This window comes from Hymenobacter cavernae (assembly GCF_014641455.1).
In the GTDB taxonomy this organism is placed as follows: domain Bacteria; phylum Bacteroidota; class Bacteroidia; order Cytophagales; family Hymenobacteraceae; genus Hymenobacter; species Hymenobacter cavernae.
Window position 1 is genome coordinate 722502 of sequence record NZ_BMHT01000003.1, and the last position, 21477, is coordinate 743978.

At 54.0% G+C, this 21477-nt stretch carries 16 protein-coding genes and 3 tRNA genes; 4 read left to right on the forward strand and 15 right to left on the reverse strand.

The window, feature by feature from the left end:
* Nucleotides 1–165: 165 nt before the first annotated feature.
* Both IEX74_RS11300 and IEX74_RS11305 read right to left on the reverse strand, forming a co-directional pair.
* Nucleotides 166–1527: a T9SS type A sorting domain-containing protein gene (locus IEX74_RS11300; protein WP_188814075.1), complete on the reverse strand. Its 1362-nt coding sequence runs from the start codon at nucleotides 1525–1527 to the stop codon at nucleotides 166–168.
* Between the two features lie 125 nt (nucleotides 1528–1652).
* A complete protein-coding gene (locus IEX74_RS11305) occupies nucleotides 1653–4811 on the reverse strand; it encodes a PAS domain-containing hybrid sensor histidine kinase/response regulator (RefSeq protein WP_188814076.1) in 3159 nt (1052 codons plus the stop codon).
* Between the two features lie 725 nt (nucleotides 4812–5536).
* On the opposite strand from IEX74_RS11305, the gene IEX74_RS11310 reads away from it, so the two are divergent.
* Nucleotides 5537–6742, forward strand: coding sequence for a TolB family protein (locus IEX74_RS11310; RefSeq protein WP_229755224.1), 1206 nt, complete (start codon nucleotides 5537–5539; stop codon nucleotides 6740–6742).
* A gap of 106 nt (nucleotides 6743–6848) precedes the next feature.
* On the opposite strand, the gene IEX74_RS11315 is transcribed toward IEX74_RS11310, so the two are convergent.
* The 13 genes from IEX74_RS11315 to IEX74_RS11375 all read right to left on the reverse strand — a co-directional run bounded on the left by IEX74_RS11315 (nucleotide 6849) and on the right by IEX74_RS11375 (nucleotide 17797).
* A complete protein-coding gene (locus tag IEX74_RS11315) occupies nucleotides 6849–7739 on the reverse strand; it encodes a 3-keto-disaccharide hydrolase (RefSeq protein WP_188814077.1) in 891 nt (296 codons plus the stop codon).
* A 109-nt stretch (nucleotides 7740–7848) separates the two neighbouring features.
* Complete coding sequence (locus IEX74_RS11320) at nucleotides 7849–8739, reverse strand: sugar phosphate isomerase/epimerase family protein (RefSeq protein ID WP_188814078.1); 891 nt, start codon at nucleotides 8737–8739, stop codon at nucleotides 7849–7851.
* Between the two features lie 64 nt (nucleotides 8740–8803).
* Nucleotides 8804–9571 carry a 3-keto-disaccharide hydrolase gene (locus IEX74_RS11325; protein ID WP_188814079.1) on the reverse strand — a complete coding sequence of 256 codons (768 nt, stop codon included), beginning with the start codon at nucleotides 9569–9571 and terminating at the stop codon, nucleotides 8804–8806.
* A 36-nt stretch (nucleotides 9572–9607) separates the two neighbouring features.
* Nucleotides 9608–10495, reverse strand: a complete 888-nt coding sequence (locus IEX74_RS11330; protein WP_188814080.1) for a hydroxypyruvate isomerase family protein — start codon at nucleotides 10493–10495, stop codon at nucleotides 9608–9610.
* A gap of 60 nt (nucleotides 10496–10555) precedes the next feature.
* Nucleotides 10556–11020, reverse strand: coding sequence for a c-type cytochrome (locus IEX74_RS11335; protein WP_188814081.1), 465 nt, complete (start codon nucleotides 11018–11020; stop codon nucleotides 10556–10558).
* A gap of 4 nt (nucleotides 11021–11024) precedes the next feature.
* Nucleotides 11025–12077 (reverse strand): sugar phosphate isomerase/epimerase family protein, encoded by a 1053-nt coding sequence (locus IEX74_RS11340; protein ID WP_188814082.1) that lies wholly within the window; start codon nucleotides 12075–12077, stop codon nucleotides 11025–11027.
* A 6-nt stretch (nucleotides 12078–12083) separates the two neighbouring features.
* Nucleotides 12084–13235 carry a Gfo/Idh/MocA family protein gene (locus IEX74_RS11345; protein ID WP_229755225.1) on the reverse strand — a complete coding sequence of 384 codons (1152 nt, stop codon included), beginning with the start codon at nucleotides 13233–13235 and terminating at the stop codon, nucleotides 12084–12086.
* Between the two features lie 48 nt (nucleotides 13236–13283).
* Entirely contained in the window at nucleotides 13284–14534 is a 1251-nt protein-coding gene (locus tag IEX74_RS11350) for a nucleoside permease (protein WP_188814083.1), read from the reverse strand.
* A gap of 61 nt (nucleotides 14535–14595) precedes the next feature.
* Nucleotides 14596–15198, reverse strand: coding sequence for a gluconate 2-dehydrogenase subunit 3 family protein (locus IEX74_RS11355; RefSeq protein ID WP_188814084.1), 603 nt, complete (start codon nucleotides 15196–15198; stop codon nucleotides 14596–14598).
* Between the two features lie 10 nt (nucleotides 15199–15208).
* Nucleotides 15209–16885, reverse strand: coding sequence for a GMC oxidoreductase (locus IEX74_RS11360; protein WP_188814085.1), 1677 nt, complete (start codon nucleotides 16883–16885; stop codon nucleotides 15209–15211).
* A 481-nt stretch (nucleotides 16886–17366) separates the two neighbouring features.
* Nucleotides 17367–17443, reverse strand: a tRNA-Arg gene (locus tag IEX74_RS11365).
* A gap of 105 nt (nucleotides 17444–17548) precedes the next feature.
* Nucleotides 17549–17622: transfer RNA gene (locus IEX74_RS11370), tRNA-Pro, on the reverse strand.
* An 87-nt stretch (nucleotides 17623–17709) separates the two neighbouring features.
* A tRNA-Ser gene (locus tag IEX74_RS11375) sits at nucleotides 17710–17797 on the reverse strand.
* A gap of 199 nt (nucleotides 17798–17996) precedes the next feature.
* On the opposite strand from IEX74_RS11375, the gene IEX74_RS11380 reads away from it, so the two are divergent.
* The 3 genes from IEX74_RS11380 (at nucleotide 17997) to IEX74_RS11390 (ending at nucleotide 21347) form a co-directional block, all read left to right on the forward strand.
* On the forward strand, nucleotides 17997–18971 hold the full coding sequence (locus tag IEX74_RS11380; protein ID WP_188814086.1) for a vWA domain-containing protein: 975 nt from the start codon (nucleotides 17997–17999) through the stop codon (nucleotides 18969–18971).
* Nucleotides 18968–19945, forward strand: a complete 978-nt coding sequence (locus IEX74_RS11385) for a tetratricopeptide repeat protein (protein ID WP_188814087.1) — start codon at nucleotides 18968–18970, stop codon at nucleotides 19943–19945. Before IEX74_RS11380 ends, IEX74_RS11385 begins: the two co-directional genes overlap by 4 nt.
* Nucleotides 19946–20162: 217 nt before the next feature.
* Nucleotides 20163–21347, forward strand: coding sequence for an acetyl-CoA C-acyltransferase (locus tag IEX74_RS11390; RefSeq protein WP_188814088.1), 1185 nt, complete (start codon nucleotides 20163–20165; stop codon nucleotides 21345–21347).
* Nucleotides 21348–21477 lie beyond the last annotated feature (130 nt).

The window sequence follows — 21477 nt, forward strand, 5'->3', positions numbered from 1 at the left end:
CATTACGTTTATTGAATAATGCAATATTTTATAACAAGTCAAGTAGCTAGTTTACTATCATTTACCTCTTCGTTATACTCGCTAAAGGGTTGCAAACGAACTAAACCGCGCATAAAAAAGCCTTCCTCAGCGGAAGGCATTTTTACTGAAAACAAATCGTTTTTCTTACTTCAGTAGCAATTTCTGCTGCGCTACGCCACTGGCCGAGCTTACTCGCAAGGTATAAATGCCCGCCGCTTGTTGGGCCAGGTTGATGGCCAGGTTAGGATTGGCGGCAGCCGGCACGGTCTGCGAGTATACGCTGCGACCCAGGGCATCCAGCACGCTCACCTGCGCTGCGCTACGCAGGCCGGAACCTAGCTGCACCGTAAATTGCCCATCGGCGCTCGGGTTGGGAAATACGTGCAGACTGCGTTGCAGGACCGCGTCCTGGCGGGTGCTGAGCACGGTGGTGTTTAGCTTGTATACGCCGGGGCCAAAAGCGCCCGTCCAAATGGCCGTAGGACTGGCTGCATCCACTATGATGTGGTTTCTGGTCGATTCCAACGGAATCCAGGTCTGACCATTATCCTGGCTGTAAGAAGAGCCAGCGTCCTTATTGTTGCTGGTGTTGCTACCGATATTTACGCCGACCGATATATAGTTGCCGTTACCTGGCACGCGGCTGATATCATAGCCGTGCAGCGGGCCGGTATACGAAACATTGTTCCACGTAGCGCCGCCATCGGTCGTGCGTAAGAGCGTGTGGCTGGTGTTCTGCGCATTCAGACCGATAACCAAACCATTATTAGCATCCTGAAAAGCCAGCCCCTGCAACGGGTTGGTTGAAGTAGGAGCGCTGACATTCCATGTTTTTCCCTTATCAGATGAATAGTAGATGCGGTTTTTGCCGGTCACAAACCATATGCTGTTCCCAGCCACAACTGGCTTAACAGAAGCCACATACTCTATTGAGGACGAGCTAGGTGTGAGTGACGCCGGCACATTAGTCGCGCGCGTCCAGCTGACACCGGCGTTGGACGTAGTATAAATCTCGAACGGTCCGTTAATCGTCGTAGGATACCCAATGCAGACGCCCTCGTTGGTATTGAAAAAACCAACAATAACAGGAATACTGGCCTGCGAAGAGAACGTGAATGAGGTTGCCCAAGTGGTGCCGCCGTCAGTTGTCTTTATGATGCGGCTGCTTCCTGACGTAAAGTCCTTAACCGTAACATACGCCGTATTCGCATCGACCCCGAAAATTCCCAGAGAATATTCATCAATGGTCAGCGCGCTAATCTCAGTAGTGGTCCATGTGGCACCGCCGTCTGTCGTGCGCGCGTACTCATATCCAGGAAGCAAGCTTCCATCAGTATCATCAATGTTACTCGTAGCGGCCCAGGCTACATTATTGTCAATGACTTTCAGGCCGCTAACTACTGTATACTCCGGGTCCTCAAACCCAATCGGCTGCGCAACCCACTGCGCCTGAGCAGCCGTGCTCATCAAAGCCAGACTCCCTAAAATCAGTATTATTTTTTTCATGTGCGTAGAACGGTTTTAGAAAGGCCTTAGCTAGAGCAGCAGCCATAGACTGCTTGAAATAGACGGTCTTCTTCTAAAATGGTTGTTTGCAGATGGAATAAATCTTCTGCCTGATTATCTGTCCTTTAAAACCTAGTTGCTTCATGACTTAGTTGTAGCAGCACTTGGCACAAGTCAGCTTCTTCAAAGGGTTTGGTCAGGCACGCGTTCATACCAGCCGCCAGATACCCTTCGCTCTGAGTTTCAAACGCATTAGCCGTGAGGGCCAGAATGGGAACGGCGGCACGGGCAGGGTCCGGATATTGGCGTAAGGCCGTCGTGACACCCACCCCACTCAGGCCCGGCATCTGAATATCTAGGATGGCGACATCGTAAGGATTTGCTTTGAGTTGTGCCAAGGCGTCCAGGCCATTGCTCACGGCCTCCACCTGCACGCCCCAATGCTCCAGCATCACCGTTGCCAGCCACTGGTTCACCATGTTATCCTCGGCCAACAGCACGCGCAGACCACGCAGTGCTTCGTACGTCATTGCGGGCGCGGGTTCCGGCGCTATTCCCGTCTGCACAACCTTAGGTAAGGTAAGCGTGAAGGAAAACGTGGTGCCCTGCCCTGGCTCGCTACATAGCCGCAACGTACCGCCCATGTGGTGCACCAACTGTTCGCTGATGGCCAGACCTAGGCCGGTGCCGCCAAATTGCTGGCTTGTTTCGGCACTCGCCTGAGTGAAGGCTTCGAAGATGTGCGTCTGTTGCTCCGGCACAATGCCAATGCCCGTATCGCGCACCCAGAAGCGCAGCGTCAGGACGTCGGGGGTATCCTCCACCACATCCGCACCAAGCTGAACGCTGCCGTGCTCTGTAAACTTGATGGCATTGCTGAGCAGGTTTAATAACACCTGGTGCAGCCGATAGGCGTCACCTACCACTTGTGTACCAGGCAGGGGCAACGGAGCCATAACCAGGGCCAGCCCTTTCTCTTCCGCTAAAGCAGCTACCGTTTGCCGGGCACCTTCGAGCGTAACGGTCAAGTCGAAGGGTGTCTGGTCGAGTTGGAGGTGATTGGCCGTAATCTTGGCCATGTCCAGCACATCATTCACTAGCGCCAGCAGATGCTGTCCGGCCCGCTGCATGGTGTGCAGATACTCCTGCTGAAGCACCGTAAGCGGCGTTTTGCGCAACAGATTAGCCATACCTAGGATACCATTTAGCGGTGTCCGGATTTCATGGCTCATGCGAGCCAAGAACGTTTCCTTGGCGTGGGCATTTTCTTCCGCGGCTTGCTGCGCCTGCTTCAAATCGGTAATGTCGGTGCACACAACGAGCACAGCACCATCGTTCTCAGTACGCTGCAACGGACGCATATGCACCTGCTGATGCCGGACTTCACCCGTCAGCAACGTGAAGGGCATCTCCGTGGCCAGGGGATTTTGAGTGGTCATCACTTGCTCACGCCATGTCCGCAGCAAGTGGATCTGCTCTCGCACCTCCGCGCTCTGCTGGTCGTATGGCTGTATATGTTCGCTGCGAGAAGCTAGGTTTTCGAAGGCTTTGTTAGTAAAAACGATGCTTTCATCCGGCTCCATCACGTACACCACGCTGGGCAGCGTATCTACGATCAGGCGGATAAGAGCCTGCTGCTCACGAATTAGGGCTTCGCTTTGCCGCTGCCGTTCTTCAGCGGCGTAGCGGGCAGTAATATCGAGCCCCGATCCTACTACCCAGCGCAACGAGCCATCAGGGTGAAAAACTGGCCGCAGGCAGCGCAGCGTTCGTTGCTGCCCATACCGCTCCCACAACGTTTCCTCCCACGCAACATCGGTACGGGTACTTACTGCCTGCGCAAAGATCTGTTCGCGCTGCTGCGTAATTTCTGCAGGCCGGCTACGAAATGCACAATACTCGGCATTCGTCATCCCAATGACCTGGCGGCGCGTTACCGGATCGGAGATGGAAGCCGGATTCACAAATAAGTAGCGATGCCCGGCATCGAAGACCGCAATATCTACTGGCAGCAGGTTCAGGATGGATTCGTAGAACTCCTGCTGCTGCGCCACTTTTTCTTCGGCCTGCTTGCGGGCGGTGATATCTAGGCCGGAGCTGACCAGCAAGCGGATGGTGCCATCCGGCTCGACGATGGGGCGCAGGCGGCGCAGCATATGACGGGGCTTGGAATTGTTGATAAGCATTTCCTCCCAGGTTACTTCCCGCTTTTGCGCCATTGCCTTTTCAAAGGCCCGCTGTCGCAGCTCCATCGTAGCCTGCGAAACTTGGCGGTAGCGGCACGACTCTTCACTCGTCTTGCCGAGCAGCCACTCGCGCAAAACAGGATCAGGCTCTACGGCAGGGTTAACGAACCGATACCGAAAGTCAGCATCCATTACCGATACGGCAATGGGGACTTCTGCCAGTATAGTCTCGTAAAAGACACGCTGCTCCGCCAGTTGCTGCTCAACTTGCTGCCGGGCTGTGATGTCGGTCAGATACAACGTTGCGTAAGTTTCCGTGGGCACGGCTACCACTGTAACCAGATAGTGCTGCTCGGCCACGGCAAGCTCCTGCTGGTGCGGCGCGGCGGTTCCGAGGGCCGTCTGCACGAGCGTCAGCAGTTGCTGGCGCAGCGCGGTCGGGACATCAGCGGCTAAAATCTGCACGAGCGGCGCGGCAGCCGGGTTGGCGTAAACCACCGCCCCGTCCGGCGCCAGGCGCAGAATGGGGTTTGGGTTCTGCTCCTGCATGTAGGACAGCATCCGCAGCTGGTTTTCGCGCCCGTGGCGCTCGGTTACGTCGCGGTAGCAAATCAGGCGTCCGGCTTGCCCTTGGTCCAGCACCAAGTAATCCAGCTCCACTACGCGGCCGTTCGCCAGCACAAACTCTTCATTCAGCACGGTTTGTCCGGCCGCCTGTAGCACCTGCGCGCGGGTGCTAAACTCCGCCGGGCGCTGAAAAGCATCTTTGATAGAAATCGTGTTTGGCGGGGGCGGATATACTTCCGCAATGGTGTCTTCGGTTGCCAGGCCAAACAGCTCCCGGAAATAGCTATTCACGAACTGGATGTGGCCCTCTGGATCCACCAGCAGCAAGCCCGCGCGCAGGTTCTGCACCAAGGCTTCCAACTGGCGCTGGTGGCGGTGCGCGTGCTGTTGAGCTACCGCCAGCTGTTGTTCCAACGCGGCCGTACGAGTTTCCGCGGCAGCTAACGCAGCCTCTGCCTGCTCACGAAGAATGCGTTCCGCGGCTACTTGCGCGGCCCAAAAATCGGGGGGCGAAGGCAGAACAGAAATCATAAAGTACTAAGAAACATAAGAGGTAAGAGACAGCGCAAACGGTAACGCTGGCGTTCTATAAAGCGACTGATTCGGGCAGGATCAGGCAGTAAAAACCACAAAACTATTCTTTTGCGCAGAAGAGCTGACTACCTCGCAGCTGCATACCTAACACCAGGAGCGCAAGTGCAACTTTTTGGCCGAATTTGGTGGGCATTCGTCTAATACCAAACGCCGCTCGCACGCGCAGCAACTTGCTTATGGCAGAACAGACTAGCTTTCCACGCAATTATCTTACCGTCAAGCTAAGAAAGCACTCTGATTATAAAGCTATTTGCTGACGAAAGCATCTGAACTGTAAAAGCCGGCAGGACTTCCACCCGCACTTCTGCTTAAGAATACTTTCCTTAGCTTCCCGAGGCGTACACACCAAAACAAGAGCCTATATGAGAATGAAAAACAATGCGTGGGGCGCAGTTCTACCGATTCTTTTTACCCTGCTTTTTCAGGCTGCGCATGCACAGCAAAACCTAGGTATTTTCGAGGGCAACCGAGTTATTGGAACTAGCGCAAAAACGGCTACGGCCACTTACAAAGCAGCCACGGATCAATATATACTATCTACCAGCGGCGCTCCTAGTGCTTTTCACTGTGTATATAAGAAACTAAAAGGCGATTTTATTTTGTACGCTCGCGCTGATTTTGCTGGAAAAACCGGCATTGACTCAGGCCAGGAAATTGGCTGGATGGCACGCAAAAGTCTGGATGATAATTCACCGTTAGTAGCGGCGGCGGTGCAGGATGGCAGCTTAACTTCTCTGCAATTCAGAAAAACAGCAGGCGGAAGCATCGAAGAAAAACGCGTAAAAACTACGCACGCAGATATTATTCAACTCGAAAGAAAAGGTCAAACGTACACCATCCGCGTAGCACAGTTTGGGCAGCCCTTCGCAACGGAGCAGGTAGCAGATATCGACCTGGGTGCCGAGGTGTACGTGGGGCTTTTCGTGCGCGCCGGCAATGCCAAGGCTCCTGCAACGGGCTCGTTTCGCGATGTTCAGATTTCTGTGCCCGCACACGAGGGACTGGTGCAGTATCGCGAATACCTAGGTAGTAATTTGGAGCTGCTCGATGTAGCAACCGGCAACCGGGAAGTTATTTATACCTCATCGAAATCGTTGCAGGCACCCAACTGGACCCGCGACGGTAAAACGCTCATTTACAACAGCGAAGGCCTAATGTACACTTTCGACCTAGCCTCGCGCAAGCCCGCCGTGCTGCCAACGGGTGAGGTAAGAAACAACAATAACGACCACGTCCTGTCCTTCGATGGCACTATGCTGGGCCTGAGCAGCGGCGTCGAGAAGCTAGGTGGCTCCATCGTGTACACGGTGCCAGCTACCGGCGGAAACCCGACACAGATCACGCCTATTGGTCCTTCCTACTTGCACAGTTGGTCGCCGGACGGGAAAAACCTGTTGTTTACCGGCCAGCGTAATGGCGATTTTGATATTCATCGGGTGCCAGCGGCTGGCGGCCTCGAAGTTAACCTTACCAACAGCAAAGGGCTAGACGATGGCCCCGAGTACACGCCTGATGGTCAATATGTTTACTTCAACTCCAGTCGCACGGGCACCATGCGAATCTGGCGCATGAAAGCTGATGGTAGCCAACAGGAACCCGTAACGGATGGCGAGTTCCAGGACTGGTTTCCGCATATTTCACCAGACGGCAAGTGGATTGCCTTGGTGTCATTTTTGAAAGAAGAAGTACCAGCCGACGAGCATCCTTTTTACAAGCACGTGTATTTACGCTTGATGCCAATTTCGGGCGGCAAGCCCAAAGTAATTGCGTACGTGTATGGCGGACAAGGTACTATGAATACACCATCCTGGTCACCCGACGGAAAGAAGATTGCTTTTATCAGCAATAGCACCGACGCGGGTAAATAAAATAGATTCCCAATAAAAAAGTAAAAAAGAACGTCATGCTTCGACAAGCTCAGCATGACGTTCTTTTTTACTTGCTAAACAGCTTCACTATTCAATTATCATACTCCTACTTGAAATATTTTTCATACTCAGCCGGCATAGCATCAATTGGCTTTATCATAATGCCTTTATAAAATAATTCAGCAGCTTCGCTTTGCAGCTGTATTTTCCCGTGCGTTAGGGGCTGGCGCTGCCCATTTATCACGGCGCCCGAATTATTCACGGCAAGCACCACATGTCCATTCACGATGTGCACGCTCTTGCCATTCACGTTTATCAGTTCCAGCTCCGTCCACTGCCCAGCGGGCGATTCGTAGTTGGCGGCAGCCTGGCAGAAGCCGGGGCCACCCCGCCCCATCGTTACGGCCGGAGCGGCCGGATTATACTTCAGCGTGTCTTTGGTCGGGTTGTAGGCCGCGTGTATATCCGCCGTCGAGTTGGCGATGCACCAGAAATCGCCCATTGCATTGCCCTTTTCGTGTTCTGATACCTGAAACTCCTGGCTCAGCATCCAGCTGTGCCAATAATCCACGCCGCACTCGCCCTGGCTGTTGTAGAGGATGCCACTGTCGCGGGGCTCATCCAGGCGCGGCACCCACTTCTTTTGGCCCCATTTCACCTTCAGCTTTAGGTCGTAGTTGGCGAAATCCTGCTTGGTGAACACGCAGCCGTAAATCTCCCCGCTAATGCGCAGCACCGGCTCGTTCCCCTCCATCACGACCGAAAAGACGTTGGCCTCATTCTTATCGTAGCCGATAGGCGGAATGGGCTTCCCCTGGGCGTCGGTGGGCTGTTTTCCTTTGTAGCCTAGCTTGTGCCGGTAGCTCTCGAAGGTGCGCCACTTGCTCAGTTTTTTGTCGAGCAATGGCTCCCAGCCTTTCGGCTTTTCGGGTGCGTCAAAGGAACTAGACGTAAATAGCAGGGCGGCACCAAGTGCCAAAATGGTCGTTTTTCTCATGTTGTGGGGCAGGAATTGGCCTAGCCCTGAAAGCTAGCTCTACTATAAACGTTTATGCGTCAATTATGTATTCAGCAAGCCATATACCTAGCTTTTTGGAAGCTAGAATTTACAGCAACGTTTTCTTAATATAAGAAATACTCTTCGTGACGCTATCAAAGGGAGAGCCGGGCGTTTTGTCCTGCTCCACAAAGAAATACTGCAAGCCAGCTTCGCTGGCGTGAGCGAATATCTTTTTGAAATCGATGCTGCCGCTGCCTACTTCCGTAAAGAATTTCTGGGACGTAGTATCCATATCTTTCACGTGCCACAAGGGGAAGCGGCCCGGGTGCTGTTTGAATAGCGCCAATGGGTCCTTCCCCGCCTTCGAAACCCAATAGATATCCAGCTCCATCTTCACCAGGTTTTTGTCGGTGGCGGTGAGGAGCGTGTCGTAGGGCAGCTGCCCACCTAGGTTCGCAAACTCGAAGTCGTGGTTGTGGTAGCACAGTTGAATGCCAGCCTTTTTGCACCGATCTCCCGCTTTGTTAAGTTGCTCAGCAATAGCTTTGTAGCGGTCTATGCTGGTTCCGCGCTCGGCTTCCGACAAGTATGCGCATACCATGTACTTAACGCCCGCTGCGGCGGCATCATCCACGGCGCGGTCCCAGTCGTGCAGGATGGTGCCTTGCACGGGGGCGCCGCCCGTTTGCTCCTCCCCCAGCCGGTAATGGCTGCTAGGCATAATCAGCCCGTTTTGCTTGAGCACTGCGGCAAAGGCTTGCGGCGTCATGCCATAGAACTTTTCCGTGCCTGTGTACGTGGCGCCTTCTACGGAGGTGTACCCTATTTTAGCCAATCTGGCGAGCGTTCCGGATGGGTCCTTTTCCATTGCCTCGCGCACTGTATAAAGCTGCAAGCCAATGTATTGCTTAGGAGCAGCCAACAAAGCAGGCGAAACAGCCAGGCCAGCGGAAAGCAAGGTAGCGGAGCGCAAAAAAGATCTTCTGGAAGTCGTCATGTGGGGAGAGAATAGTTAGAGTGAAGACGCTAAATCGTTGCCGGATAAGAAGCTAGGCCGCAGATTATAAAGGCCTTATCCAGATATTACGAAAGCTGATCGGCTCGCTTTTATCGCCGTGGGCCTGTAGCTTGATGGGGGTTGCGCCGTGCGCCTGATAGCTAGGTTTGCCAATGTAGAGCGTTTGGCCTAACAGCGCGACGTTGTTCTGCACCAGCACGCCGTTGAAGAAAACCGTTACCCGCGCCGGACTAGCCAAGGAGCGATCCGCGTTGAACGTAGGCGCCGTCCAGGCTACATCGTAGGTCTGCCACTCGCCGGGCTTGCGCGCCGGATTAGCCAACGGAATCAGCTGCTTATAAATGCTGCCCGCCATGCCGTTCACGTACGTTTTGTTGTCGTACGCATCCAGAATTTGCAGTTCGTAGCCCGCGTCTCCTTTGCCGGTAGAAGCCAGAAAAAGCCCGCTATTACCTCGCGCCTGCCCCGTGCCACTGATAGCAGTCGGAATGCGCCACTCAATATGCAACTGGTAATTGGTGAAAGTCTGCCTGGTTTCGATGTTACCAGCATCTTTTTTCACCGTCAGCACCCCATCGGCAACCGTCCAGTTTGCCGGAGCGTTGCGGTTGTCCGTAGACACCCACTGACCTAGGTTTTTGCCGTCGAATAGCCTAACAGCATCAGCAGGCGCCTCACTGGTGGTTTTGCCGGGCGTCACACGCTTCGGCACCGGCTGCCAGATTTCGGTATCTTCCGGCTTTGCAGTTTGCTGGGCCTCAGCTTTGTAAAAGCTAGCACCTAATAAAAGCGTAAGTACGAAATGCTTCATGCGTTAGGGTGCTATTATACCTAGTTTAATTTTTAATTATATATCACAGATCTGAACAGCATTTTTCAGGGAAGCAATTTTATCTGTTTGCGCAGGAACAAACTCCTGCGCAACGTATCCCTTAAATCCCGTGGCTTTTATAGCGCGCATCACGGCCGGATAATATATTTCCTGCGTATCATCAATTTCGTGGCGGCCGGGTACGCCGCCCGTGTGATAATGCGCTATATAGGGGTGGTATTCGTTGATATTTCGAATAATATCACCTTCATCAATCTGCATATGGTAAATATCATAAAGCAATTTAAAATGCTCACTACCTAGCCTTTTAGCTAGCTCCGCACCCCAGGATGTTCGGTCGCACTGGTAATCTTTGTGATTTATCTTGCTGTTGAGCAGCTCCATTACCAAAACTACTTTATGTTTTTCCGCCAGCGCCAGCAAAGGCTTAAGCCCTTTCACACAATTATCCCATCCTGTTTCGTCGCTCATGCCTCTGCGGCTGCCGCTGAAACAGATTAGGTTTTTGTAACCTGCTTTCGCTACGAGCGGTATCATTTCAGAATAATTCTTCAGCAGCGTAGCATGAAATTGCGGATCATTAAAGCCATCCGTGAGGTTTATCTCCGCCCCGTTGCACATGGGCGAATCTAAGCCATACTTTTTCAACGTTGGCCAGTCCTTTAGCCCAACTAAATCGATTCCTTTAATACCAATATTTTTTGCCGCTGCGCACAATTGATCTACGGACAAATCATTGTAGCACCAGCGGCATACCGAATGATTAATATTCCCTTTCAGGTCAGCTTTATTGTGCTGCATACCTTCCAACGTAAATGAACTCGTTGCCCCAACCGCACCTAGCCCTGCGGCCCCCGCAACAATGTTTTTTATAGCAGCTCTGCGGGTTGGTTTACTTGCCATGTCGGTTTCTGCAATTAAGAATCAGGCTTTTATTCTTTAAAACGTTAATCGTTTATTATTCTATTTAACTGTCAGAATATATTTCACCATTTCTTTTGCATCCTCCACCGATAAATCAGGGTGCGGCGTCATGGGCACTTGGCCCCAGTTGCCCTGGCCGCCCTTAATTATTTTCGTAGCTAAGGCGGTTATGTTGGCGTCGGTTGAGGTATAGCGTTTAGCTACATCCTTATAGGCGGGTCCGACCAGTAGCTCCTTTTCTTTATGGCAGCTCGTGCAGTCGGAGGCGTTTATCAGCTTCACCCCTTTTGCTAGTAAGCCGCCCGATTTGTCGGTCCCGATGTCGTTGGCGCTGGTATCAATCTGCGGCTGGTGGGCCACGGCGGTGAGATTGGCGGCAGAGGTACTATCACTGCTTCTCTCGTTGAGGGCGGCCCGCTCCGCCTGCTTCTGCGACTCTGAAGTACAGGCAACTGCCGTGGCGCATAAACCTAGGAACAGGATTGCTTTCTGCTTGAATATCATCTTCTTAAATACCAAGTAGGGTTTTATTGAAGGCGCTGTCCGTTTGGGCAGCCGCGAAATCGTCGAAGGCTTTATCCGTGACCCGAATGATGTGGTCTTTGATAAACTGGGCGCCTTCACTGGCGCCATCTTCGGGGTGCTTGAGGGCGCACTCCCATTCCAGGACAGCCCAGCCGGGAAAGTCGTAGGCAGCCAGCTTGCTGAAAATAGCCTTAAAATCTACCTGCCCATCGCCGAGCGAACGAAACCGGCCCGCCCGATCAATCCAGTTTTGGTAGCCGCCATACACCCCTTGTCTACCAGTCGGGTTGAACTCCGCATCCTTGACGTGAAACATTCTGATACGCTCGTGATAGATATCGATATACTCTAGGTAATCAAGGCATTGCAGGACAAAGTGCGAAGGATCGTAGAGCAGGCAGGCGCGCGGATGCTGGTTTACTTTGTCCAAGAACATTTCATAGGTGATGCCGTCGTGCAGGTCCTCGCCGGGGTGGATCTCGTAGCACACGTCCACGCCGCACTCCTCAAACGTGTTCAGGATGGGCAGCCAGCGCTGACCTAGCTCGGTGAAAGCGGTATCGACCAAGCCGGCGGGGCGTTGCGGCCACGGGTACACCATCGGCCAGAGCAGCGCGCCGCTGAACGTGGCATGTGCCGTCAGACCTAGGTTTTGGGAGGCTTTGGCCGCATACTTGAGCTGCTGCACCGCCCACTCCTGTCGGGCCTTGGGGTTGTTGCGGTACGCTTCGAGCGCAAAGCCATCAAACAGTTGATCGTACACCGGATTCACCGCCACGAGCTGCCCCTGCAAATGCGTGGAAAGCTCAGTTATTTCCAGACCAGCAGCCTGCACTTTGCCTTTCAGCTCATCGGCGTACGTTTTGCTCTCGGCGGCTTGCTGAAGATCGATGAAGCGGCTATCGGTGGTGGGCAGCTGGATGCCCTTGTACCCTAGGTTTTTCGCCCAGGCACAAATCGATTCCAGGCTATTGAAAGGAGTCTCATCACCGATAAATTGAGCCAGGAAAATAGCAGGGCCTTTGATGGTTCTCATCTTGATTTAATTGGTAAAGTCCGTCCATTTCTGCTCCGACTTGCCCGAGGCAATAACGCTCTCGATGAAGGCCATGCCGCGCACGCCTTCTTCGATGCTCGGATAATCAGCGGCTTCGGCTGGCGCGGTTTGGCCCGTCAATCGGGCCTGTAAGGTCAGGGCAAAATTTCGGTACAGATTGGCAAAAGCTTCCAGGTAGCCCTCCGGGTGGCCAGCGGGCGTGCGGGTGTTGTGCTGGGCAAAGGAACTCACATAGCCCGCGCCCGTCCGACGGATTTCGGTGGGCTTATTGAGCCATTTAACCAGCAAGGTGTTAGCGTCGGCTTGCTGCCATTCGAGGCCGCCTTTCTCCCCGTACACCCGAATGCGAACGTTATTTTCTTCGCCGGCAGCAATCTGCGAGGCCATCAGCACAGCGCTGGCACCGTTGGACAGCTTGAGCAGCACGGCCCCATCGTCGTCGAGCTGGCGGCCGGGCACTACGATGTTGATGTCGGCGCAAAGCTTAATTACCTGCAAGCCGCTGACATATTCCAGCAGGTTGAAGGCGTGCGTACCAATGTCGCCCATCGCGCCGGCCACGCCGCTGCGTGCGGGGTCGGTACGCCAAGCGGCTTGCTTGTTATCAGTGCCTTCTTCGAAGCTGCTCAACCAGCCTTGCGGATATTCTACGTACACTTTGCGGATGGTACCTAGGGTACCCGCCGCCACTAACTGCTTAGCTTCCTTTACCATCGGATAGCCCGTGTAGGTATGCGTCAGACAAAACAAGCCACCGCTGCTTGCGGCCACCTGCTGAAGCTGTTTTGCCTCTGCCAGGGAGAATGTCATTGGCTTGTCGAGAATGACGTGGAAGCCATTTTCCAGAGCTAGCTTGGCCGGTTCAAAGTGCAAGTGGTTGGGCGTCACGATGCTGATTACCTGCACCCGCTCGTGTGCGGGCCGCTGTTTTTCCTGCTCTATTAATTCTATGTATGAGTTGTAGACGCGCTCAGGCGCTAACCCTAGCAGTACGCCGGTGGCTTTCGACTTCTCGGCATCGCTGCTGAAGGCGCCTGCCACCAGCTCGTACAGGCCATCCAGAGCAGCGGCCATGCGGTGCACGCCACCGATGAAGGCGCCTTGTCCGCCGCCTATCATGCCTAATCTTACTTTCATGTAACGGGTATGTCGTTTAGGAATCAGCTGACTAGCAACTGCTTCATGTTAAACTTCAAGGCGGGCAGTTGTTTCCTGATACAGCATTTCGTCGGGCTGCGGCGCGCTATTTCGGTCTTTGAACAAGAGCACGAAAGCCACCAGAACGCCGCCCGCAATAGCAGCCGGAATCAGCCAGATGGCCTGCCAGGAATGCAACTCGTTGCCTAGCTTATGCGCGTCCACGATCTGACCGGAAATAAGCGAGCCGATCAGCATTCCCACCCCGTACGTAGCCAACGTGATGAATCCCTGCGCCGCGCTTTTCGACTGTTCCCCAGCTAGGTTGTCGGTGTAAATCTGGCCCGTTACGAAGAAGAAATCGTAACAGATGCCGTGCAGCACAATGCCCGCAATCAGCATCCAATAATTGGTGTCAGCGTTGCCGTAAGCAAAGAAAACGTAGCGAATCACCCAAGCCAGCATCCCGATAGCTAGCATGTTCTTCACACCTAGTCGAGCGAAGAACACCGGAATGAGGAGCATAAACAGCACTTCCGATACTTGCCCCAGGCTCTGAATGCCCGCCGCCGACTTCATGCCCACTTCGTTCAGAAACGGATTGGTGAAGCCATAATAGAAGGACAGCGGCACGCAGATGGCAATGGACGCCAGAAAAAAGATCAGGTACGAACGGTTTTTCAGCAGCCGAATGGCATCAAGGCCCACCATTTCGCCCACCGTGCTCCGGCCTTCTTTTTTGACGGGCGGCGTGGCAGGCAGCGTGAAGCTGAAGGCGCCCAGCAGCGCCGACGCAGCAGCGGCCATTTCAAAGGTAAGACCTAGGTTTCCGCTCTGCTCCCAGTTCAGCCAGCCGATCGTGACGCCCGCGATAATCCAACCTAGGGTTCCTAGCACCCGAATCATGGCAAATTCCTTTTGCGGATTTTTCATCTGCCGGAAGGAAATGGAATTCACCAGCGCCAGCGTCGGCATGTACAAGATCATGTACGTCAGGATGCTAGGGTAAAAAGCGCTGAAGTCAGCTGCCGTAGAAGCACGCCACAGCAGGAAAGCTCCCGCTAGGTGCAGGACACCTAGGATCTTCTGCGCTGAGAAAAACCGATCGGCAATCAAACCGATGATAAACGGCGCGACAATCGCCCCGATGGACTGCGTGAGCACCGCTACGCCAACCTGCGTTCCTGTCGTTTTCAGGTTTTGCAGCAGGTACGTTCCCAGAGTTACAAACCAGGCGCCCCAGATGAAAAACTCCAGGAACATCATGATGGATAGTTTCACGCGAATAGTTGGGGACATGGCAGGTTACGCTTGGCAGCGTGAATAAGGTAAATGCAAAAAGGATTTAGCTAGCTTAAACCTAGGTAGTTGCCCAGGCTTTATCGCCTTTCTTGTAGGGCACGCAGCCGTCGTAGCGGCCCGGCACGGGCACGTACCGCAGGGCTTTGGTGGCGCCTACTTCCGAGGTGAAGTAGCCAAGCAGTGTCAGTTGCTTCATCATCCGGAAGTACTGGCTAGGATCATCTGCCCGGCGATGCTCCGTGAAGTCTTTCTGCTCCTTATCTAGTGCCGTCAGAAAAGCGGTGCGCTGCTGCGGCGTACAGGCCAGGAAATCTTTGCCGTGCTGCTTTTTACAATCCTTATCGAGCTGCTTGATACCGGCCGTGAATACTTCTTGCTCTTCCGGCGTGTAACAATCGCGCACCATCATGGCCATAAAGCTGCCCACCTTCGCTTCTTTGGCTCCTGGCGTTTGGGTAGCCGGCAGAATGGTTTCGCCAACTTCATCCAGCAAGCGAATCTGGTCCTGGTTCACCAGTTCCTTGGGTGCGGTTGGGGCACTGGCTTGCTTGCCTTCTTTCTCCTGAGTCGGCGAAGAACAGCCGCTCAAAAAGTACTCGGCGCCGACAACAGTGCCCCCCATCAGAAGGGCAACCCGGGCAATAGCGTCTCTGCGGTTCATAACGTAGCGCTTAGATGTTCTGCTTTTTCATTTCACCCACGGCGTGGTCTACAGCCCTGGCGGTCAGAGCCATATAGGTCAGCGACGGGTTCTGACACGCGGCGGAGGTCATGCAGGCGCCGTCGGTCACGTACACGTTGGGCGCGTCCCACACCTGATTGTGCTTGTTAAGCACCGACGTTTTGGGGTCTTTGCCCATGCGCGCCGTACCCATCTCGTGGATGCCGCCGCCCATGTTGTAGCCGTTGTTGTAGGTCTTCACGTTCTTCAGACCGGCTTTCTCCAACATATCCTGCGCGTCCTGCATCATATCGATGCGCATCTTCTGCTCATTGTCGCGAATGCTAGCATCAATAGCTAGCACTGGCAGTCCCCACTTATCCTTTTTAGTTTTATCAAGATAAGCGCGGTTGTCGTGGTAGGGCAGCGTTTCGCCAAAGGCGCCTAGGCCCATCGTCCAGGCACCCGGCTCCGTTAGCGCATCTTTGAAATCTGCACCGATACTCATCTCCGGTATATCACGGCTCCACCCCGAACGGCCCGCACTGCCCTGATAGCCAAAGCCACGGATGTAGTCTCGCTTGTCGCCAAACAGGTTGCGGAAGCGGGGCACGTAAATACCATTGGCGCGGCGCCCGTACACGTATTTGTCTTCATAACCTTCTACGTCACCATGTGCACCAGCCCGAAAGTGATGGTCCATCAGGTTATGCCCCAGCTCGCCGCTGCTGCTTCCTAGCCCCTCGGGCCACACGTCCGTCGCCGAGTTCATCAGCACCCAGGCTGAGTTTAAGGTAGAGGCATTCAGGAAGATAACTTTGGCGTAGTATTCGTAGGTTTTGTTGGTTTCCGCGTCGAGCACTTCCACGCCCTTGGCGCGCTTTGTATCCTTGTCGTAGAGTATTTTAGTAACAATGGAAAACGGCCGTAGCGTTAAATTCCCAGTAGCTACCGCAGCTGGCAACGAAGCCGATTGCGTGCTAAAATATGAACCAAATGGACAGCCTAACCAGCATTTATTCCGGTACTGGCAGTTCACCCTATTGTGGTGCGGCACCGTAATATTGGCCGTGCGGCCAATAATCATATGCCGGTTCTTATAATTGGCTTTGATGCGGGCAGCGACCTCCTTTTCCACGCAGTTCATCTCCATCGGCGGCATGTACTCGCCGTCGGGCAGCTGCGGCAACCCATCACGCGAGCCACTAATACCGGCAAATTTCTCCACGTAGCTGTACCAGGGAGCTAGGTCCTGATAGCGAATCGGCCAATCGACCGCAACGCCGTCCTTGGCATTAGCTTCAAAGTCGTAGTCGCTCCACCGGTATGATTGCCGCCCCCAAATCAACGACCGTCCGCCCACTTGATAGCCTCTAAACCAGTCGAAGGGCTTTATTTCGACGTAAGGACTTTCTTTCTCATTCACCCAAAAGTCGAGGTTGCTCTCGTTCAGCGTGTAGTCGCGCTTGAGCACCGGATGATCCTCGATCATCTGCTGGGTCTTGCTGCCCCGATGCGGTATTTCCCACGGATGTTTGTTGGCATTTACGTAGCCTTTAATATGCTCTACGTTCCTGCCCCGCTCCAGCATGAGCGTTTTCAACCCCTTCTCGGTGAGTTCTTTGGCAGCTAATCCGCCTGAGATACCCGACCCGATAACAATAGCATCGTACGTAGACTTCTCCATTCTCTATTGTCAAACTATTAGCTAGGTAAAACTTTACTGATCAGCTATAAGAGCTGTAAGAACCTATACTAGAAACCCGGGATATCCTCAAAGAGTCGTGGACAATATATGCAAAGGTTTGCGAAATCGTTTGTATCGACAGTACTACAAATCATATAAAAGCATTCTAACCTTCTATCTTATAATAATTTGCGGGATACATTATCTTATTGGTTACACTTCACCTAGCTTCCACAAACGTTTGCATTAACCTAATAAATTGCAGTTGAGCTTCTGAGTATATTATTCACACGCTGTTCCTGAATGAATTGCTAGGATTGTTTTCCCTTAATCCTCTGAGCACTTTAGGGGCGTGGCCGCTTTTTTCGTACTCGAAAACGATAGCTAGCTAGGAGCTTCCCAGTTTCTATGTGCTATGCGCCCTAGGTACCAAACACAAAGAAGCCCACCAAGCGCAAGGCGTGGCGGGCTTCTTTGTGTTTGGTACCCCGTAAGAGATTCGAACTCCTGACCGTCCGCTTAGAAGGCGGATGCTCTATCCAACTGAGCTAACGAGGCGAGTAGGATGCATATGCAAACTTAACGAATACTACCGATACTAAACAAAAAAGGCCCTTACGGGCCTTTTTGAACTCTAACCCGGCGATTAGAGATGTACTTAAGTCGGGGTGGCAGGATTCGAACCTACGACCTTCTGCTCCCAAAGCAGACGCGATACCGGGCTACGCTACACCCCGAAAAAGAAATGCAGAGTTTAGATTATCGAAAGCTGTGCAAAGTTAGCCTAGCATTTGATACTTAAACCTCAACATCAAAATAAAAAGCGGAGAGAGGGGGATTCGAACCCCCGGTAGCCTTTAGAGCTACGGCAGTTTAGCAAACTACTGGTTTCAGCCACTCACCCATCTCTCCTAAGACGGCCTCTTCCGGCCGAAGAGTGCGCAAATATACAACTAGAATGGAAAAACAAACCCTGTCATAAAAATTATCTTTCAACATCTTTGTGTTCCGGCAGCGGAGTGGCTGATTAACTGAGTAGTTACGTAAGCAAAAAAATCTTCTTAACTCGGCGGCTCAACTCTCTGGCTACTCAACGAACCAACTTACTCTTTTGAATTGGGCATATCCGTTTTCTTGGCCTGAGCTAACAGGTATTATCATTTTTGGGCTGTTGTATGCGGGCTATGTAGTGCGAACCTGGAGGCTAGCTGCGCCCCTCGGTCAGCGCGGCTGGCGACTTGGCTGGAAGCTGGTGTTGCGGGGCCTAGCTTTTGGGCTACTAACAATAGCCCTGCTAGGTCCGGCCTACGGCGTAACGCAGCAACCCATTCGCACAGCCGGCAAAGATGTGTGGCTGCTCGTCGATTTATCCCGCTCTATGGATGCGCCGGATGTAGCGCCCACCCGGCTACAGAAGGCGCAGGCCGAGCTGAGTCTGCTTATCAACCGTTTTCAAGCCGACCGTATTGGGCTTATCGTATTTAGCTCCGAAGCTTACGTGCAGTGCCCGCTTACCTACGACCAAAACGCTTTGCAGCTGTTCATCAGCACACTGCAAACCAGCCTCCTTCCGACGGGCAGCACCAATCTGGTGGCGCCGCTGGAGCTAGCTCTCACGCGCTTGCACGCAATGCCGCAAGCTGCTGGCATGCCGCCGCGAGCCGCCGTATTCGTGGTGGTGAGCGATGGGGAAGATTTTGGCGAGAATTTAGAGCCGACTGTTCGGGTGCTCACGCGCTCGGGCACGCGGCTTTTTGCGATGGGCGTAGGTACGCTGGAAGGCACACGGCTCCCGCGCGCCAACGGTCGTTATCTGCACGACAGCCGCGGGCGCGAAGTCGTAAGTCGGCTGGTACCTACTTCCCTGCGCCGCCTGGCTGCGCAAACGGGTGGGCAGTACTTTGAACTCACTGACCGGCGCAACGAGTTTCCGCTGTTGGTAAATGCTCTGAACCGCGTTGAGGGTCAGGCAGAGCAAGTGCGCACCGTGTCGGTGGCTGATAACCGCTACCGCTACCCGCTGGCACTGGCGTTGGCGTTGCTGGTGCTGGATATCTTATTGACCGTTAAAGTAATCCGGCCTTGAGAACGGGACTTGCTATTCTGCTGGTGCTACTGGGTAGCTGGGGTGGCCTGACCCAGATCCGAGACCGGAACGCGGCGACTCAACAAGCGGCGGCTCACTATGCGCGTGGCGATTTTGCGACGGCCGCTACGCTTTATAAACAAGCAGTAGAAGAGTTTGGTGGCCAGCAGGAGCCCTTGCTGCTGAACCTAGCTCATGCTAGTGCGCGCGCTGGGCGTACGGCGCAGGCCCGTACGTATTATGGTCGCTTGCTCAAGAGCCGGACTCCGGCGGTGCGTGGCGCGGCTCAGCAACAGCTAGCCGTGCTACGAGCCCGGCAAGGCGAATACGCGCAGGCGATTGGCTTACTGCGTCAGGCGCTACTTACTGATCCGGGAAATCGTACGGCTCGCTACAACTACGAAGTACTCAGCAACTACCTAGCTAGCGGCGGTAAAACCCCACGTATTCCGCCGCCAGCAAGCCAGGCCAAATCGGAGCGACAGTCGCCTGACAATGCTTCGGATCATACGCCGCAGGCTGGAGCCCAAGCAGGAAATCAGCGGCAAGGACAGCTAAACGACCTCACGCAGCCCGACGACCCGCGCAATGCACCCGAAGCTAGGTCGGATCAGAACGGGCAGCGAGACCCTAACCAGCGCAGCCCCGATGCTGGTTCCGCTACGCAGGGCGGTTTTCAGCCGGGTGCCGGCACCCGGCGCAACGTGGCCAGCGGCAGCGAACCAGGCAGCACCCGCGGCCTAGACGCCAACGCAGAAGGCGCTACCACCGGGCGCCACCGGGCGGGCACCGACGCGGCTACGCTGGACGAAGCGCAGCTCCAAACCCAACGTGCCCGGCTCCAGCAGATGAACCTTAGCTCCGGACAGGCGCGGCAGCTGCTGGAAGCGCTTAGCGCCGCCGAGCAGCAGTATCTGCAACAGATTCCACACAAAGCAGCCAGCAAGCCTGCTCCTGGTCAGCCTGCTTGGTAGCACCAAATCTAGGTTGTTAAGCTGCTACTCGCTAGTTGGTTGAACCTAGGTTGGAACAAACAATAAGGAGTTACTGCTTAATCAATTACCAGCTTAAGCCAACAGACTAAGCTGAAAGGCAGTTTGGGCTGATTCCACACCTCACATTCTTGCCTGCTACATCGCTAAATTAGCGCCCTGTTTTCCACCCATTAGTTCAGTACAAACCACCCTTTTTATGCAAGTCAAAGAAGTTTACATCGTGGCGGCCGTCCGAACGCCGATTGGCAGTTTTGGCGGTGCTTTGGCATCCCTGTCGGCTACCGAGCTAGGTGGCATTGCCCTGAAAGGCGCTCTGGAAAAAGCCGGCGTAGCGCCCAGCGAAGTGCAGCAGGTGATTATGGGGAATGTGATTTCCGCCAACCTAGGTCAGGCTCCGGCCCGGCAGGCGGCGCGCAAGGCCGGCCTGCCCGATACTGTAGAGTGCACTACTGTTAATAAGGTATGCGCTTCTGGCACCAAAGCCATCATGTTTGCCGCGCAAGCCATTATGCTCGGCCAAGCCGACGTGATTTTAGCTGGCGGCATGGAAAGCATGTCCAACGTGCCGTACTACCTCGATAAAGCACGTTTTGGCGCTAAGTACGGTCATGGTCAAATGATTGACGGGTTGGTGCGCGACGGCCTGTGGGACCCTTACCACGACTACGCGATGGGCAACGCGGCGGAGAACACCGCCAAGGAACTGGGCATCACCCGTGAGCAGCAGGACGAATTTGCCATCGAATCGTACCGCCGCAGCGCCCAGGCTGCACAGGCTGGCAAGAAGAAAGACGAAATTGTGCCCGTCACGATTGAGAGCCGCGGCAAAACCATCGTGGTCGAAGACGACGAAGAATACCTCAAGGTAGATTTTGCCAAAGTACCGGGCCTGAAGCCCGCATTCCTGAAAGAAAACGGCACTGTGACGGCGGCTAACGCGTCTACCCTCAACGACGGCGCGGCCGCCGTGCTGCTCATGAGCAAGGAAAAGGCGGAAGAGCTAGGTGTGACTCCGCTGGCGAAGATCCTAGGTTTCGCCGACGCCGAGCAGGCACCGGAGTGGTTCACCACTTCGCCTTCGCTCGCTATTCCGAAGGCGTTGAAGCACGCTGGCGTGGAAGCCAAAGACGTGGATTTCTACGAAATCAACGAAGCCTTTTCGGTGGTATCATTGGCTAATAACAAGCTGCTGAATCTGGAAGGCACCAAGGTTAACGTGTACGGCGGCGCGGTGTCGCTAGGGCACCCACTGGGGGCGTCCGGGGCTCGCATTGTCACGACATTGGTGAACGTGTTGCGCCAGGAAGGCGGCCGCATCGGCGTGACCGGCATTTGCAACGGCGGCGGCGGCGCAAGCAGTATTGTGCTCGAAAAACTCTAATAATTCAGTATTCTTCCCGAAAAGCCCACGATTTTTTTAAAATCGTGGGCTTTTTTGCTATACTTTTAAGTAAATCAGCTTATTTTTACAAAATTTGATTCGTAGCCTTGTAAGCACTATTACACTTTAC

What these genes read in the sequence shown, in the direction of transcription:
- IEX74_RS11300 (WP_188814075.1), bottom strand. Translation starts at nt 1,527, where the DNA reads ATGAAAAAAATAATACTGATTTTAGGGAGTCTGGCTTTGATGAGCACG.
- IEX74_RS11305 (WP_188814076.1), bottom strand. Translation starts at nt 4,811, where the DNA reads ATGATTTCTGTTCTGCCTTCGCCCCCCGATTTTTGGGCCGCGCAAGTA.
- IEX74_RS11310 (WP_229755224.1), top strand. Translation starts at nt 5,537, where the DNA reads ATGGCACGCAAAAGTCTGGATGATAATTCACCGTTAGTAGCGGCGGCG.
- IEX74_RS11315 (WP_188814077.1), bottom strand. Translation starts at nt 7,739, where the DNA reads ATGAGAAAAACGACCATTTTGGCACTTGGTGCCGCCCTGCTATTTACG.
- IEX74_RS11320 (WP_188814078.1), bottom strand. Translation starts at nt 8,739, where the DNA reads ATGACGACTTCCAGAAGATCTTTTTTGCGCTCCGCTACCTTGCTTTCC.
- IEX74_RS11325 (WP_188814079.1), bottom strand. Translation starts at nt 9,571, where the DNA reads ATGAAGCATTTCGTACTTACGCTTTTATTAGGTGCTAGCTTTTACAAA.
- IEX74_RS11330 (WP_188814080.1), bottom strand. Translation starts at nt 10,495, where the DNA reads ATGGCAAGTAAACCAACCCGCAGAGCTGCTATAAAAAACATTGTTGCG.
- IEX74_RS11335 (WP_188814081.1), bottom strand. Translation starts at nt 11,020, where the DNA reads ATGATATTCAAGCAGAAAGCAATCCTGTTCCTAGGTTTATGCGCCACG.
- IEX74_RS11340 (WP_188814082.1), bottom strand. Translation starts at nt 12,077, where the DNA reads ATGAGAACCATCAAAGGCCCTGCTATTTTCCTGGCTCAATTTATCGGT.
- IEX74_RS11345 (WP_229755225.1), bottom strand. Translation starts at nt 13,235, where the DNA reads ATGAAAGTAAGATTAGGCATGATAGGCGGCGGACAAGGCGCCTTCATC.
- IEX74_RS11350 (WP_188814083.1), bottom strand. Translation starts at nt 14,534, where the DNA reads ATGTCCCCAACTATTCGCGTGAAACTATCCATCATGATGTTCCTGGAG.
- IEX74_RS11355 (WP_188814084.1), bottom strand. Translation starts at nt 15,198, where the DNA reads ATGAACCGCAGAGACGCTATTGCCCGGGTTGCCCTTCTGATGGGGGGC.
- IEX74_RS11360 (WP_188814085.1), bottom strand. Translation starts at nt 16,885, where the DNA reads ATGGAGAAGTCTACGTACGATGCTATTGTTATCGGGTCGGGTATCTCA.
- IEX74_RS11390 (WP_188814088.1), top strand. Translation starts at nt 20,163, where the DNA reads ATGCAAGTCAAAGAAGTTTACATCGTGGCGGCCGTCCGAACGCCGATT.